This is a genomic window from Neorhizobium populisoli (assembly GCF_019430945.1).
GTDB classification, from domain to species: Bacteria; Pseudomonadota; Alphaproteobacteria; order Rhizobiales; family Rhizobiaceae; genus Neorhizobium; species Neorhizobium populisoli.
Window position 1 is genome coordinate 93,345 of record NZ_JAHYCB010000014.1, and the last position, 16,092, is coordinate 109,436.

General features: G+C 58.5%; 13 protein-coding genes and 1 pseudogene. 7 read left to right on the forward strand and 7 right to left on the reverse strand.

Features of this window, described 5'->3' with window-relative positions; all coding sequences use genetic code 11:
- The first annotated feature begins 294 nt into the window (after positions 1-294).
- Positions 295-690 (forward strand): tautomerase family protein, encoded by a 396-nt coding sequence (locus tag KX729_RS28185; protein ID WP_219745811.1) that lies wholly within the window; start codon positions 295-297, stop codon positions 688-690.
- 49 nt (positions 691-739) lie between these two features.
- Here KX729_RS28185 and KX729_RS28190 read toward each other — a convergent pair whose 3' ends face one another.
- Both KX729_RS28190 and KX729_RS28195 read right to left on the reverse strand, forming a co-directional pair.
- Complete coding sequence (locus KX729_RS28190; RefSeq protein WP_312992406.1) at positions 740-1,438, reverse strand: DUF72 domain-containing protein; 699 nt, start codon at positions 1,436-1,438, stop codon at positions 740-742.
- 128 nt (positions 1,439-1,566) lie between these two features.
- The gene (locus KX729_RS28195; protein WP_312992369.1) at positions 1,567-3,882 is read right to left on the reverse strand and encodes a putative bifunctional diguanylate cyclase/phosphodiesterase; all 2,316 of its coding nucleotides are present in this window, start codon (positions 3,880-3,882) and stop codon (positions 1,567-1,569) included.
- Positions 3,883-4,056: 174 nt separating this feature from the next.
- On the opposite strand from KX729_RS28195, the gene KX729_RS28200 reads away from it, so the two are divergent.
- Both KX729_RS28200 and KX729_RS28205 read left to right on the forward strand, forming a co-directional pair.
- Entirely contained in the window at positions 4,057-4,860 is an 804-nt protein-coding gene (locus KX729_RS28200; RefSeq protein ID WP_219745813.1) for an ABC transporter substrate-binding protein, read from the forward strand.
- 203 nt (positions 4,861-5,063) lie between these two features.
- Positions 5,064-5,333 (forward strand): BON domain-containing protein, encoded by a 270-nt coding sequence (locus KX729_RS28205; RefSeq protein ID WP_219745814.1) that lies wholly within the window; start codon positions 5,064-5,066, stop codon positions 5,331-5,333.
- 53 nt (positions 5,334-5,386) lie between these two features.
- On the opposite strand, the gene KX729_RS28210 is transcribed toward KX729_RS28205, so the two are convergent.
- Complete coding sequence (locus KX729_RS28210; protein WP_219745815.1) at positions 5,387-5,797, reverse strand: DUF4174 domain-containing protein; 411 nt, start codon at positions 5,795-5,797, stop codon at positions 5,387-5,389.
- A gap of 362 nt (positions 5,798-6,159) precedes the next feature.
- On the opposite strand from KX729_RS28210, the gene KX729_RS28215 reads away from it, so the two are divergent.
- Complete coding sequence (locus KX729_RS28215; RefSeq protein WP_219745840.1) at positions 6,160-8,109, forward strand: ABC transporter ATP-binding protein/permease; 1,950 nt, start codon at positions 6,160-6,162, stop codon at positions 8,107-8,109.
- 334 nt (positions 8,110-8,443) lie between these two features.
- Here the strand turns inward: KX729_RS28215 and KX729_RS28220 are convergent, their stop codons facing one another.
- The 4 genes from KX729_RS28220 to KX729_RS28235 all read right to left on the reverse strand — a co-directional run bounded on the left by KX729_RS28220 (position 8,444) and on the right by KX729_RS28235 (position 12,233).
- The gene (locus KX729_RS28220) at positions 8,444-8,860 is read right to left on the reverse strand and encodes an organic hydroperoxide resistance protein (protein WP_219745816.1); all 417 of its coding nucleotides are present in this window, start codon (positions 8,858-8,860) and stop codon (positions 8,444-8,446) included.
- 158 nt (positions 8,861-9,018) lie between these two features.
- The gene (locus KX729_RS28225) at positions 9,019-10,341 is read right to left on the reverse strand and encodes a sensor histidine kinase (protein WP_219745817.1); all 1,323 of its coding nucleotides are present in this window, start codon (positions 10,339-10,341) and stop codon (positions 9,019-9,021) included.
- On the reverse strand, positions 10,338-11,078 hold the full coding sequence (locus KX729_RS28230) for a response regulator (RefSeq protein WP_219745818.1): 741 nt from the start codon (positions 11,076-11,078) through the stop codon (positions 10,338-10,340). The genes KX729_RS28225 and KX729_RS28230 overlap by 4 nt, the downstream gene beginning before the upstream one ends.
- Before the next feature lie 108 nt (positions 11,079-11,186).
- Entirely contained in the window at positions 11,187-12,233 is a 1,047-nt protein-coding gene (locus tag KX729_RS28235) for an alpha/beta fold hydrolase (protein WP_219745819.1), read from the reverse strand.
- A gap of 323 nt (positions 12,234-12,556) precedes the next feature.
- Between KX729_RS28235 and KX729_RS28240 the strand changes: the two are divergent.
- The 3 genes and pseudogenes from KX729_RS28240 (at position 12,557) to KX729_RS28250 (ending at position 16,083) form a co-directional block, all read left to right on the forward strand.
- A pseudogene (locus KX729_RS28240) lies at positions 12,557-14,328 on the forward strand (cytochrome c biogenesis protein DipZ).
- 47 nt (positions 14,329-14,375) lie between these two features.
- A complete protein-coding gene (locus KX729_RS28245) occupies positions 14,376-15,134 on the forward strand; it encodes an alpha/beta hydrolase (protein WP_219745820.1) in 759 nt (252 codons plus the stop codon).
- A gap of 157 nt (positions 15,135-15,291) precedes the next feature.
- Positions 15,292-16,083 carry a carbohydrate-binding protein gene (locus KX729_RS28250; RefSeq protein WP_219745821.1) on the forward strand — a complete coding sequence of 264 codons (792 nt, stop codon included), beginning with the start codon at positions 15,292-15,294 and terminating at the stop codon, positions 16,081-16,083.
- Positions 16,084-16,092: the final 9 nt, after the last annotated feature.

The window sequence follows — 16,092 nt, forward strand, 5'->3', positions numbered from 1 at the left end:
ATCGAGTAGCTATCAATTCCGACGTAGCTACCAACTCGACCGGCTCGGAGCCTCATGGAGCAACCGCTACTTCATCAATATCGCGGCGCGGCAAACCGGCTTCAGCGATCGCGACCGGATGCGCCGCGCCTTCCTGTGCGCAGTCGGTCAACCGCCGCAACGAAGGCTGGGATGGAAGCATCGTGACCCAAATCAACGCTTATTCGACATTCCAGATTGGGCTGAGGAGGCTTACCTTCAGCTCACGGTCGGGCGTGAAGGTTAAGCCCAGCCATATCGAACTGGAACCCTGAAATGCCCTTTCTTCAGCTGGACGTGAATGGTCGATACACACCGGAAGACAAACAAAAGCTTGCGGCGGCAATGAGCAAAACCTATTCGCAGATGATGTCGGTCGACATCAGGCGAGTAAGCGTCGCCATCCGGGAATGCGGGGATGGAAGCGTTTGGCGCATACCTGAAGCCGGCGGCGAGCCGGTGCCGGTATCTGTCATGATGCTTGATATACGCCGCGGCCGACCGCCTGAACTTCGAATGGAAGTGGCGAAAGCGCTCTGTGCCCATTGCATCGAAATATTGGGATTGCGAGAGGACCGCCTGAACGTCGAGTTTACCCAGCATTCCGGCGACGAGATGTATCATCCGACATTGGGTGGATTCAGCGCCGAATGGGAACCGGGAGAACACTAGGCGCCTCCCGAACTCCATTATCCGGATAAATGCACGCCCCTGCTGGCTATCACAATAGCTTTGAATGCAGGCCAAGCGCGGTCAGCGCATTCTCAATTGCAGCCCCTGAGGCGGTATTGTCGAAGATGCACCAGCCATCCGTTGCCAGCAGCTCAGAAAATGACCTGATCTCCTCGTCGGTATAACTTGAGTAGTAGATTTCCGGATTGCCATGCAGGCGAATATACCGCGGAGGATAGGCAAAATCGTCTGCCGGCCACGTTGGAGCAGGATCGGCAAAAACTCGTTCGATGGCATAGCTTTTCAGCAGGTCCAATGCCTCTTTGCAGGCCCAGCTCTTGTGACGAACCTCGATGACGATCACGCCCTTATCGGCGTCTCGCATTGCCTTGAATGCGGTTTCGAGTTCGTCGGCATCGAATTTCAGTGAAGGCGGCAATTGGCATAATAGCGGTCCGCGCTTCCCTCCGAGGGGCGCGATGTCATCAAGAAAGGTGTCGAATGGTTCGCCGATGTCTTTCAACCGCCGGGTATGGGTGATCTCCTTCGGGACCTTTACCGAGAACCGAAAACTGTCCGGCACGGACTGTGCCCACCGTTCGAAGGTTGTCCTCTTGTGCCGGCGATAAAAGGTGGAATTTATCTCGACGCAATCGAACACGGAGGCATATCGCGTCAGCCCGCTGCCCTGCTCAGCAAACCGGCCGGCCAGCTTTTTCGGAATGGACCAGGCAGCGGTTCCGATCATCGGCAAATCTATTTCTCCCGCAGCCCTGACGTCTGGCAATGGCAGAAACGATGATTTGATAGCGAGGTTCCGGCATTAAGCCCGGCGCATCCCAGCGCCATGGATAAAGCTCAAGCTCGGCACCCGGTTTAGATCTGCATTGAAGCCCGCTGATCTAACCGACTGCTCCACAACATTGTCTCGAACTCGTCGACCGGCATCGGTCTTGAAAACAGGTATCCCTGCAGATCGTGGCAACCGGCCGAAATCAGAAAATCTCTTTGCCCGACCGTCTCGACCCCCTCAGCGGTGATCATCTTCCCAAGTGTTCTGCTTAAGCCCAAAATCGCCGAAATAATTGCCGCGCCTTCCGCTTGATTGCCGAGCAGGCGAACGAAGGACTTGTCGATCTTGATGCGGTCTATGTTAAATTGAATGAGATGGCTAAGTGACGAATACCCGGTGCCAAAATCGTCAAGTGCGATCCTGACCCCCGCTGACCGGAGCCGTGTAAGTCCGGCATGAGCCTTCTCGTCGAGCTCGAACAATGTTGCCTCGGTGACCTCAAGCTCCAATCTGGACGGAGACAGGCCCGTTTTTTCCAATATGCCCAACACCTGTTTATCGAATTCGGATCGGCGGATTTGCAATGGCGAAACATTGACCGCGATCGTCAGATCATCGGGCCACCGGGCTGCTGCCTTGGCAGCGTTCTCGAGCACCCACTCGCCGACCTGATCGATCAAGCCGGCTTCTTCGGCGAGTGGAATGAATTTGTCGGGCGACAGGAGCCCATGGACCGGATGACGCCAACGGATCAAAGCTTCCGCACCCGATAGCTGATGGAGATCTCCGCTTCGATGGACGCCCTGATAGAAAACTTCCAGACCGTGTTCGCTGAACGAATTTTCATCGACCTCACTGGAGCGGACCGCGGCACCCCGTTCGAGTTCGATCCTGAGATCGTTCTTGAGATTTTCGCGCGTTGAAACGAGCCGATCAAGGGAAGGATCGTAGGCAACGACTTGTCCCCGCCCATTGGCCTTGGCCTGATACAAGGCAACGTCTGCACGTCGCAGCATTTCGGTAGTGCCGAGATTGGGGCCTTCAAAGAGTGCCACACCGATCGAACATCCAATTCGGACCACGGCATCGGCTGCCTTGAGGAGGAACGGCTTGCTCAACTCGTCGATAAAATCCTTGAGGATCGCCTGCGAATGATCGCCGACGTCGATATCGGGCAGCAGCAGAGCAAATTCGTCGCCGCCAATTCTGGCAAGAGTATCGTCGTCACCGATCAGCGCGCGCATTCTCGCGACCGCTGCGTGCAAAAGCTCGTCGCCCGCGGGGTGGCCATAGGTATCGTTGACCTGTTTGAACCTGTCGAGGTCGATCAGGGCGAGAACGCCTCGCGATGATCGGGCTCCCATCGAACTGACATACTTCTCGAACCGGGTGACAAACAGCAATCGGTTGGGAATGCCGGTCAGGACGTCATGGACGGCAACATGGCGGGCATTCTGCTCGCTGGCGCTAAGCTCGCGCAAGCTGCGGCGCAGGCGCGCCATCAAGGCAAAGAACAGAACCGCGATGATGACACCGGCAATCGACAATACCGGGACCAGACGGCCCACCACACGTGATCCCGGCAGGTCGGGCTGCCAGATGATGTAGCCGATCGGCTCACCACTTTTTGTGGCTTCAATCTGGAATGCGACCTCGTCGTTCTCCTGATCTTGCGTGCGGGCGTATCGGGCACCCGCCAGGCCTTGCTCTCGACTGATCATGTCAAGCAGAGCACCATCAAGGAACCGAAAAACGACAAGATAGAGACGATCGCTGGATGCTGATCCAGCTCTGCGTGCCGAGGTATCCGAGATGGACACCACGCCTGCAACAGAAGGACGTCCCTCCAGCCGCATAAGCTCAACGCGGCTCAGATCTCCAGCCGCGGTTGACTGTGATGTGGCACTGGACATCATCGCGTCGATGTCCTGCAAAAGCGGCTGCAGAAGAGGGCGGACCCATCGATATCGGCGCACCTCGTCGGGAGCCAGGTTCGCGGCAAGCTCGCCATTGCCTCTGACGAGAAACGCAGCGTTATAGGCAAACACCGCCGTGGCAATCTTGCCGAACGCCTCCGTCGTTACCGTACCGCTCCGTTGTCGCTCGACGCCCTCTGCAATGACGGCCGAAGGATCTGCCGAGAGAAGAGTTTCATAACCTGCGCCGATCAGTGTGATCTCTTGGCTTACACGTTGAACCTGATGTTGCAGGCGCGCATCAACGAGGCCGCGCTGTCGTTCAAGAGCCGCAGCGTCGCTTTCCGCGCCAGCCCAGATCGCTGAAAGGAAAACAAGACCCAGAGTTGCAAGGCCGCTGATCGACAGAAAAAACAGGATCGAACCGGAAGACGTCCGGATACTCCGCCGAGCTAGCATATCTCGCATCAAACCAGCAGGCACCGCGTCCCTCTCCCCAAGCAGGCTGATTGTGACTGCGATTGTTTACGAAATGCTTTTCAAGGGAGGTCGAATTTAACGACAGCAAGTGATGTGGACATTAATAGTTGTGTGATTTGCTACGCTCCGACGGAAAGTAAACGGGGCTTGTCCTCCAACATCAGATCGAGGTTTGAAATGAAGTCATCTCAGCTGTCGAAGTTGATAAGAAAGGGCTTGCTCGCAAGCGCACTCCCGATGGCATTGTTGTCTGCGCCTGTTGCAGGTATTGCCGCCGATGCAGACAAGATCAGAATCGCCGTCGAAGGAGCTTTTCCCCCGTTCAACTATGTCGATGCCAAAAAGCAGCTTCAGGGTTTTGACGTCGACATTGCCAAGGCTCTCTGCGCGGCGGAAGAAATGTCATGCGAATTTGTCATGCAGGAGTGGACGGGCATGATCCCCAACCTCCTGGAAAACCGTTACGACGCGATCATCTCATCAATGTCGATGAGTGCGGAACGGCGCGAGAAAGTGGCGTTCACCCAGAGATACTATGATAGTCCGTCCGTTTTCATCGTACGGAAGGGGACCAAAATCCCTGGCACGGCGGCAGAACACCTGAAGGCGCTCAAGCTGGGCGTCACGTCCGCAACGTCACAGGAAGCCTACGCCAAAAAGTTTTACAGCAACGTCTCAACGACGGTATTTGCTGCGTCACCGGATCTCTACAAGGGTCTTGCCGACGGAAGCGTTGACATCATCCTTGAAGATAAACTGGCCGTTTACGATTGGCTTGCTAACACCAAAGCGGGCAGTTGCTGCGAGTTCGTCGGAGCTGACCTCAAAAATGCCGAGTATTTCGGCGATGGTGCCGGGATCGCAGTTCGCCCGTCTGAGACCAAGCTGGCTGATCGGTTCAACCACGCTCTCAAGACAATCGAAGACAGTGGCGAATATGATGCCATCAATGCGAAATATTTCCCTTTCAGCATTCGCTGAAAAGATCAGCATGCCGATTCCACGCTTCGATCTAGCGCCAGGCTGGAGTGGGGCGTGGCTTTCGAGCTGAGACGAGGCAGTGGTTCACCAAGCAAAAGACGCGAAAGCCTCCTCGTCATCCTCCGGAAAAGCTCATCATCTCAGGAACATCAGGTAAGCGATTGTGTTGTTCATCTGACATTCTTGTTGTGAGGATCTGACGGATGTTTTTAGATAGCGCACACGATAGCAACGCGTTTAGCTTCGGTCTGGGGAGCGAAACTCTTCCGGCTCAGAAGGCGGCAATCGAAGCGGAGCTGCACCACCTGCCGGATGGCTCTGGACGCGATATCACGGTCGAGATCCTTGGATCATGCATTATGCTCGAAGGCTCGGTTGGGACGGAGATCGATTTCTCGACCGCTTTGAAGGTGGCCCGGGAAATTGCCGGACCGGAAAAACTGATCTTTCGCCTTGCGCTGGATAAGCGATAGCAAAAGGAAGCAATCGGCCTCGTTTCCACTGCTAGTTTAAGGCGGTTGTCCTGTCAGTGTCTGAACGACGCCACGGGCTTACGATCTGAAGGTGCCGGGCCACGCGTTGCATTTTCCGCGTCATGCCGCGGCATTTCATCGACTGCAGAAACAACATCCTTGATGCCACAAGCTGTTGGCGCAGCCCATTTGACGCAATCTTGCTTGTCGATCAGGACATAGGAAACCTGCGCCGGTGTCAGGTCGTATTTTCTGATCAGTTCGGAAGCCGTCAGTTCACAGTTGCGATCGCCATGCGCTACCTTCGCGTCGCCGGGTTCGACCGTAACAACAACGATATCGCGGTCAGCAAAATGCTGTTGGTAAGGGGCGAGATCATCCCTCTGCTGCATCAATGTCTCATGGTCATCACAGATCACCAGCAAGATCCATTCCGGACCTTTGTCGTCAAAAAGATCGCGCATTTTTCTCTCCCAATGCTCGGCCTTCGCAAAAGGCCTCGGACCCGGCACTCTCGCTATTGCTCCGGCAACTGGCGAGCCGCAATTTCCAGATCGCGGGCTGTGATCCTCGTGCTGAACCTCAAACGTGACGCGGGGTTATATTTTTCTCAGAGCGACTCATTCCGGAAGCTAAATTCCGTATGGCGGAGAAAGTTTCCTCCGTGACCCCTGCCACACCAAAAATCTTTCCTCCTACGACACAGGCTTATTCGAATTGACAATTATCAATTCAAATCATGGGCTTTCGAGCGATTGGCAGGCAAGAGGAACCAATCAATCGACGCCACGTTTTGCCGCCGAACCTCTCCATAATTCTGGTGCACATGTCCCACGTAAAGCCCGGTCCAAAACCGACAGTCGCAGATAGTTTCAACGATGACGAGCCGCTCTCGTCAGAGGCAGTGGAGGTTCTGGATGCAGCCCCCGCTCCGCCCGCCGAGTTGGAAGGGCAACTTTCGCCGGAAGAAGCGGAGGAGGCACGCAAGGCATATCTGCTCAAACGCTTTTGGATGAGCGCAAGAGGTTTCTGGGGACATCATGGAGACCGGCTCGCCTGGGTTTGCTCGATCGGTCTTCTCGTCCTGATCGGGATGAATGTCGGCTTCCAGTACGGAATCAATGTCTGGAATCGCGAGATTTTCGACGCCATCGAGCAGCGCAACGCATCGAACGTATATTTCCTCGGCGCCCTGTTTCCTCCCCTCGTTCTTGGCAGTGTCGGTCTGGTAACGCTGCAGGTCTTCATTCGCATGATGATGCAGCGACGATGGCGCTCATGGCTTACGAAAGCGCTCATAGCGCGCTGGCTCGCCAACGGGCGTTACTATCAACTGAACCTCATCGGTGGCGACCATCAAAATCCCGAGGCACGCATGTCGGAAGACATGCGGATTGCCACCGAGTCGCCGGTTGATTTCGTGGCAGGCGTGATTGCCGCCTTTCTGTCAGCATCGACGTTCATCGTCGTGCTGTGGACGATCGGTGGCGCCCTGAGCCTTCCAATCGGCGGAGTTACCATCACCATTCCGGGCTTTCTCGTTGCGGCAGCCGTTGTCTATGCCATCATCACATCGAGCTCGATCGCGTTCATCGGGCGCAATTTTGTGAAGGTCTCCGAGGTCAAGAACCAGGTCGAAGCGGAGTTTCGATATTCGCTGACCCGCGTGCGGGAAAACGGCGAAAGCATTGCGCTTTTGGGTGGCGAAGAAGAAGAACGAAGCGACCTCGACAAGACATTTCGCAATGTTCGCCAGCAATGGCGTCTGCTTGCCCATCAATACATGCGCACCACGCTCGTATCGCATGGCTCGATGCTGGTCGCACCTGTCGTGCCGGTATTGCTGTGCGCACCCAAATTTTTGGATGGCAGCATGTCGCTCGGCCAGGTCATGCAGGCAGCATCCGCTTTTACCATTGTGCAAAGCGCCTTCGGTTGGCTTGTCGACAACTACCCGCGCCTCGCGGACTGGAATGCATGCGCCCGGCGTGTCGCGTCACTGATGATGTCGATCGACGGGCTTCAGCGCGCCGAAGACAGCGAAACGTTTGGCCGCATCAAACGCGGTGAGGCTGAAGGCGGCGCTATGCTCACCCTTAATGAGCTTTCGGTATCGCTCGGCGACGGAACCGCTGTTGTGAAGGAGACCCAGGTCGAGATTGAACCTGGGGAACGGGTGCTGGTGGCGGGGGAATCGGGCTCGGGGAAAAGCACGCTGGTGCGTGCGATTGCCGGCCTTTGGCCGTGGGGAGACGGGAGCGTCAATTTCCGGGCCGACAGCCGATTGTTCATGCTGCCTCAGCGACCCTATATCCCTTCCGGAACACTTCGCAGAGCCGTCGCCTATCCGCATGGCGCCGACGCCTGGGACGAAGAGCAGATCGGTACCGCCCTCGACAAGGTTGGTCTTGGGCACCTGAAGGAGAAGATCGAAGACGAAGCTCCTTGGGATCACACATTGTCTGGCGGTGAAAAGCAGCGTCTGGCGTTTGCTCGCCTCCTCCTCCACGATCCTGATATCGTCGTACTCGATGAAGCGACATCGGCACTTGATGAGAAAAGTCAGGATGCCATCATGGAGACGGTCATCCGTGAATTGCCGAAGGTGACTATCGTGAGTGTTGGGCATCGCGCCGAACTGGAAGCCTTCCATAGCCGCAAGATAACTCTGGAGCGGCGTGACGGCGGGGCACGGCTTGTCAGCGATATCGAGCTCTCTCCGCGCAAGCGAAAACGACATGTCCTGACAAGGCTTCTGGACCCGTCGCGGAAGTAGGTGAAGACGACGTCATAACGGAATTTCATGCAGGTCGCCGTCATAAAGCAGAAGCCGGCCCTTGGGGGGCCGGCATATACATTATTTGCCTCATCCTGGAGTTGGCGAGCGTCAACGTTTGCTGGATGGATATTCCGATGCGGGGCCACCGTTGAGCCCATATTCGAATCCCGCCTCATGAACATCGCGGCCGCCGGAAAAAGGGCGTGCGCCAAGTTCAACCAGCCCCTGCAGTGATGACGGTTCGGAAGACGTCGCGTCATAGACACAAGGTGCCGCGAAAACCGACGCGGCCAACAAGAATATGATCAGCTTCGTCCCATGGCGTGGAGGCTTAAACGATATTGAGTTCGACATCGATGTTACCGCGTGTCGCCTTGGAATAGGGGCAAGTCTGGTGAGCTTCCTCGACGAGCGCCCGTGCGAGATCCGGATCGATGCCCGGCAGGCTGACGTTCAGACGGGCCTGCAGGAAATAGGCGCCGTCCGTGGTGCCCAGATCGACCTCGGCATCGACCGCCGTATCGGCGGGAAGCCGCAGCTTGCGCTTGGCGGCGGCCAGTCCCATGGCGCCGATGAAGCATGCGGACCAGCCCGCCGCAAAAAGCTGTTCGGGATTGGTGCCCGGCTGAGCGGTGCCGGGGGGCGAAAGCTTGACGGCAAGCTCTCCGTCGTCGCTACGCGCAAAACCTTCGCGGCCGCCGGTCGTGCGGGTCTTGCCGGTATAAAGAACCTTTTCGATCTTGGTCATGGGACACTCCTTTGTTCGGTCGCACATCGCGACATCCGCTGACAGGGAGTGTTTTGAAGCTACGAGGTATCCGGCATGTTTCTCAAAAAGCCGGAAGTGTATCAAAGCGTAGCGGCAGGTGGACTGGACATCTTTTCATACAAAGAGCCCGATTTTCTTCAGCGGATGATCACTTCCGCCGCAAGCCCGCCGCCTTTGCGATTGTAGAGACGGACGGAGCCGCCGATCGCGCCGGCGAGCTGCTGGGCGATGGCAAGGCCAAGCCCCGTGCCGCCGGTTTCGCGGTTACGGGATTGCTCAAGTCGGAAAAAAGGCTGCATGGCGGCTTCCAGCATATGCTCTGGAATCCCCGGCCCGCGATCGAACACGGTGATGGCGATCGCACCATCGCCTTTCCGCTCGACGCTGATCTCGGCGGCGCCGGCAAACTTGATGGCGTTGTCGATGAAGTTCGTCAGGATGCGTCGCAGCGCATGCGGCTTGGTCGAAGCCGTACCTTGCACGATGCCGATAACGCTCACCGCCTTTCCGGTGTCCTGATAATCGTAGGCAATGCTGTCGATGAAAGAGGACAGATCGATCCGGGAGATTTTTTCGCCATTGCCGTGCGAACTGCGGGCATAGGCAATGCCATCCTGAACCAGCCGTTCGATCTCACGCAGATCGCTGACGAGCTTGTCTTTCTCCGGTGAATCATCCGCCATATCGGCGCGCAGCCGCATGCGGGTGATCGGCGTCTGGAGGTCGTGCGAAATCGCTGCCAATATCTGCACTCGCTCTTCGAGATAATGAGCGATCCGATCGCGCATGGCGTTGAAGGCGCGGGCCGCATATGCGACCTCGCTTGGCCCCGCCTCGCTCATGGGCAATTGCCCTTTTTTGTTCGGATCGAGGGCATCAGCCGCCGCAGCAAGTTCGCCGAGCGGACGGATCGCCTGACGAACGGCAAACCAGGTGCAGAGCACCAGCAGCGCCATCTGCACGGCAAAGACATACGGCAGCCATTCGGCAATCGGCATCACGCCGGTCGGGGTGACGTCGATGGTCAGTGGCGCACCGTCGGAAAGCGTCAGATGTCCCTGCAGTCGTTTGCCATCACCGGGGATGGCTTCGATCCGCAACGGAAACCTGTGCCCTGCAGCCTCCTCGATCCGCTCCGCGATCTCGGCTCCGCGGCCGGACATGTCCGGCACACCGGGCAGCCCGGGACCCAGCACGAGGCGATAATTGCCGCGGCTCAGGCGATCCAGCCATTCGGGCCGCTCACCGGCCGGCAGCCGATCAACGATCGCAATCGATGTCGCCAGATCGCTTTCCAGCGTGCCGAGCATGACGGCTTTCGCGGACATGTAGCGCTCGAGGAAAAGGATGCTGAAGGACAGGCCGTAGGCGATCGCCAGACCGGCAAACAGGATGAGGAAAAATCGGGAGCGCAGGGTATTCGGCCACCAGCCACGCCGGGATGTGCCGCCATCTGTCATAGCCTCGGCTCCGAAATCTCGACCGGAACCGAGAAGACATAACCTTCCGCCCGCACCGTCTTGATATAGGTCGGCTCACGCGCATCGTCGCCCAGACGCTGGCGCAGCCGGCTGACGAGAAGGTCGATCGAACGGTCAAACAGATCCGCATCCCGCCCCTGGGTCAGGTTCAGAAGCTGGTCGCGATTGAGTACGCGCTGCGGGTGGTCGATGAACACGCGCAGCAGGCGGTATTCCGCGCCGCTCAGCGCGATTTCCGTCCCCTGCGCATCAAGGAGGTGCCGACCGACCGTATCGAGGCGCCAGTCGCCGAAGGTCAGGAGCTGGCCTGCTTCGCTGATCTGCAGGTTGGGCGGCAACATACGCGTCCGGCGCAAGACCGCCTTGATGCGGGCGAGCAATTCACGCGCCGCAAACGGCTTCGGCAGATAATCGTCGGCGCCCATTTCCAGCCCGATAATGCGGTCCATCTCGTCGTCGCGCGCGGTCAGCATCAGGATCGGCGTCGCCTTGTGCTTGCCGGCGCGTAGCTCGCGGCAAAGAACCAATCCGTCATCGCCCGGCATCATCACATCGAGGATGATCAGATCGACCGCGTTACCCTCCAGGAAATTGCGCATCTGGCGGCCGTCGGCCGCGACAGTCGTGCGCAGACCGTTCTTTTTCAGATAGCTCGACACCAGTTCGCGGATTTCGCGATCGTCATCGACGATCAGGATGTGGTCGATATGCTCCATCTTCGGACTTTCGAATCCTCTTTCGGTATGGCGCCGCAGCGCCGCTCATCTTTAGCCTTGGATCGGGCTGCCGCGAAGCAAAGAAATGTCCTCCCGGCAGCCGACCGGTCAGAACTTTGCAACGTCGAGAACGGCCTTGGCAAAAGCCTCCGGCGCCTCCTGCGGCAGGTTGTGGCCGATGCCGCCGGTGATGTTGCGATGTTCGTACCTGCCGGAAAACTTGGCCGCATAGACCGAAGGATCGGCATGCGGCGCACCATTCGCATCGCCTTCCAGCGTGATTGCCGGAATGGTGATGACCGGCCCCATGGCCAGCTGCTTTTCATAGGCATCGTATTGCGCTTCGCCTTCGGCGAGCCCCAGCCGCCAGCGATAGTTATGGATGGTGATATCCACATGGTCCGGATTGTCGAAGGCCGGCGCTGAGCGATTGAAGGTCTCGTCGCTGAACTTCCAAGTCGGAGACGCGGTCTCCCAGATCAACCGGACGAAATCGCGGGTATTGGCGGCATAACCGAGGCGCCCACGCTCGGTGGCGAAATAGAACTGGTACCACCAGGAAAGCTCTGCTTTGGGCGCCAGCGGCTTCTTGTTTATCTCCTGGCTGCCGATCAGATAACCGCTGACGGAAACCAGCGCCTTGCAGCGCTCCGGCCAGAGAGCGGCCATGATATCGGCGGTGCGCGCACCCCAATCATAACCGGCGACGATCGCCTTTTCGATATGGAGTGCATCCAGCAGCGCGATCATATCGGCGGCGAGCGCCGACTGCTGGCCGTTGCGCGGCGTATCCTTGGACAGGAAACGGGTCGTGCCGTAACCGCGCAGATAGGGAATGATGACGCGATAGCCGGCGGAAGCCAGGATCGGTGCCACATCGACGAAGCTGTAAATATCGTAAGGCCAGCCATGCAGCAGCAGGACTGCCGGACCATCCGCCGGACCGGCTTCAGCATACCCGACATTCAATACGCCGGCCTCTACCTGCTTCAAGGCTCCCAAGGAAGTATGTGCTCCGGCCTTGATTGCTCCGGAAGACGGCGCGGCGGCGGTCTGGGCGTTTGCGAGCGACGTCACGCCGAATTCGACGGCTGCGACGGTCATGGCGGCAACACCGAAGAAACGGCGGCGCTGAAGGTTGATCTGGTTGTTCATGGCTTTCTCTCCGATCCGTATTGATCACGATCCATAGAAAGCCGGCGGCATGTATCCCCGATGTGTCCCCAAGGCGTCGCTATTGAATACGGATGTAGCATCCGGCCGCCGGGATACATTCCGATACAATTCGCCAATCCGCCCTGCCCCCGCACCTCAGCCAATTGTTTCGCTCTGTAGCGCTCCGGGTAATTCCTACACTTCGATACACTTCTCCTCGAACCCGGACACATCCGGGATACGTCGCGCCGACCAGATTGGCATCGTTGCTGGTCGAGCCATCGCCGCCCAGAGCCCGAACCCCGGTTTCAGAGGAAACGATGATGACGCTTCTTATCATTGCCTATCTCGGAGGGGCGCTGACCATTCTCAGCCCCTGCATCCTGCCCATCCTTCCCTTCGTCTTCGCCCGTGCCGGGCAGCCGTTCTTTCGCAGCACGCTGCCGATGCTGATCGGCATGGCTGCCACCTTCGCTGTCGTCGCGACACTTGCCGCGGTCGGCGGAAGCTGGGCGATCCACGCCAATGAATACGGCCGCCTTGCCGCGATCGCGCTGCTTGCCGTCTTCGGTGTCAGCCTCATCTCGCCGCGTATCGCGAGCATCATCACCCAGCCCGTCGTCGATTTCGGCAACCGCCTCTTGAACGCTTCCGGCAAACACGGTTCCGCGCCGACGGCTGCAAGTTCGCTAATATTGGGCATCGCAACCGGCCTGCTCTGGGCTCCCTGCGCCGGCCCGATCCTCGGCCTCGTCCTGACGGGTGCCGCACTTCAGGGCGCAAACCTTGAAACGACATTTCTGCTCGCAGCTTATGCCGCTGGTGCCGCGACATCTCTCGCCGTCGCTCTGCTTGTCGGTGGCAAGATTTTCGCCGGCATGAAACGGTCGCTCGGCCTTAGCGAACGTATCCGCCAGATTGTCGGTGCGGCCGTCCTGGCCGGTGTCGCGGTGATCGCGCTCGGGCTCGACACAGGCCTGCTGGCCCGGCTCTCCTATGCCAGCGCCGCATCCTTCGAACAGGCGGTCCTCGACCGGCTGCATGCCGAGCGAAACACCGGCGCTCCCTCCGAAGTCGCAAGCAGCAGCATGGCTGTGACGGCTGACGCCGCCCGGCCGTTCCGGGCCAGCCTGCCTGTCGAAGGCCCGGCCCCTTCGCTGAACGGTGCCGTCGAATGGCTCAACTCGCGCCGCTTTCCAGCGAACAGCTTCGCGGCAAGGTCGTGCTCGTCGATTTTTGGACCTATTCCTGCATCAACTGCATCCGCACCGTGCCCTTCGTCCGTGCCTGGGCGGAAAAATACAAGGATCAGGGCCTTGTCGTGATCGGCGTCCACGCCCCGGAATTCGCCTTCGAGAAGAAGATCGATAACGTCAAAAAGGCTGTCGGCGACTTCAAGATCGGTTATCCGGTGGCGATCGACAACGACTACAAGATCTGGCGCGCTTTCGAGAACAGCTACTGGCCGGCCCATTACCTGATCGATGCCAAGGGCCAGATCCGCTATCATCACTTCGGCGAGGGCAATTACCGCCAGACGGAACAGGCGATCCAGGATCTGTTGCGTGAAGCCGGCAGCGATATGGCGGCAAGCGCGCCGGTCGCCCCCGATGCAAAGGGTGCGGAGGCAAGCCCGGACCTGAAGAACATCCGCTCCGGTGAAACCTATCTTGGCTACAAACGCGCCACCAACTTCGCCTCGCGGGAAACCCTGCGCGCCGATGCCGCGCGGGACTATTCGGTCGAAACGCCGAACCTGAACGAATGGGGTCTCTTGGGCACCTGGACCATCGGCGCCGAACAGGCAAGGCTCGACCAGCCGGACGGCAGTATCGCCTATCGCTTCAGCGCCCGCGACCTGCACCTCGTCCTCGGCAGCGGCAGTTCCGGCAAGCCCGTCCGCTTTCAGGTGACCATCGACGGCAAGGCGCCCGGCGCCGATCACGGCGCGGATACGGATGCCGACGGCAACGGCACCGTGACCTCGACCAAGCTCTACCAGCTCGTCCGCCAGTCCGGCGATGTCGAAGCGCGGAATTTCGAAATCCGTTTCCTCGATCCGGGCGTCGAAGCCTACGCCTTCACCTTCGGCTGAACTTCTTTCCCTTCCTCATCCATAGCAAACCCAAAGGAGCAAATCCTATGAACCGTCGTTACATTTCCACTTTCGCCCTTGCCTTCGCCACCAGCGTCATCGCCTATGCGGCGCAGGCTGCCGAAGTCAAAAATATTGTCATCGTGCATGGTGCGCTCGCTGACGGTTCCGGCTGGCGCAAAGTGACCGACATCCTCGGCAAACGCGGCTTTAACGTCACGATCGTCCAGCAGCCGATCACCTCGCTTGCGGATGATATCGCCGCAACCAATCGCGTCCTCGATCTGCAGGATGGTCCAACCCTGCTGGTCGGCCACAGCTATGGCGGCATGGTGATCACGGAAGCCGGCAACAGCCCGAGTGTGGCGGGCCTCGTCTATGTCGCGGCCTTCCAGCCGGACAAGGGCGAAAGCCTGATCGGCCTTGCAAGCTCCAAACCGGCCGGCGGCATGAACATCCGCGAGACGAAAGACGGCAAATATCTCTATATCGACCCCGCCGCCTTCCCGAACGATTTTGCAGCAGACCTGCCGAAGGATGAGGCCGCCTTCCTCGCCAGATCTCAGGTCTTCGCCTCGAAGGAAGCCTTCACGGCGAAGATCGGCGATCCAGCCTGGAAAACTAAGAAAAGCTGGTCGATCGTCGCGACCGAAGACCGCTCCATCAATCCGGACCTGGAGCGCGATATGGCGAAACGTGCCGGCAGCGCGATCACCGAGATCAAGGCCAGCCACGCGGTGTTTGCTTCGCAAGCCCAGCAGGTCGCGGACGTTATCGAGAAGGCCGCGTCCGAAGTCTCGAAGTGACATTCAACGTGGCGGATCTGCAAAGGTCCGCCACGCTTGATGTTTTCCCTATCAATCGATCTGAAATCCGAACGCGGGCTTCCTTCATCCATGAGATTGTTGCACGCACGGCGGAAGGTGGTTTACGAGGTCGGCAAGGATCGCAAAGGCAGCAAGCATGAAACTCACTTTACAGGTTCTCGACCCACAAAATGGCGTGCGTGCCGAAAAATCAGGGATCGACGAGGTCGTGCTCGTACATGACCTCACCTACGAGCCGGGAGACCGGCTTTGTTTCGCTGTCGAACAGCCGGGCTGCCATCTCGTGTTCTCGCTGGATCAAGGCCTATGCGCGTCGCTTGCCTATGTCGCGGGGAACAGATTTGAGTTTCGCGTGCCGTTCGGCAGGGATCGGGATCCTTATCCTCCGCAGTCCTTTCTGGCGCAACGGCATCGGCTGTTTGTCCGCGCTGCTCGTCCCGACGAGATACATTCTCGCCGAAATCTCGCACTCAATCCTTGGGACCACCACGCGAACGAAAGCCTTTTTCCCCACAGTTTCGCCAATGTCGAAACCAGAGGCGAGGCAGTCTTTGCTGCCCGCAACGCCATCGACGGCGAAATGGCCAACGATGATCACGGGATATGGCCCTATACGAGCTGGGGCATCAACCGCGATCCGGAGGCGGCCCTTACCCTGCAGTTCGGCCGACTTGTCGTGATCAATGAAGTCGTTATCCGGACACGCGCTGACTTCCCCCACGATGCCTGGTGGGAACGCGCTACGCTCGCCTTCTCGCACGGTCCGGACCTGTCGTTCGAACTCAGGAAGACGGGCGCCAACCAGACCTTCTCGTTTCCTGAGCGAACGGTCGAATGGGTTCGCCTAGAACAATTGATCAAGGCCGACGACCCCTCTCCCTTTCCCGCACTGACTCAGATCGAATTCTGGGGACGCGAGGTCGGTTAGGAGGCTGCA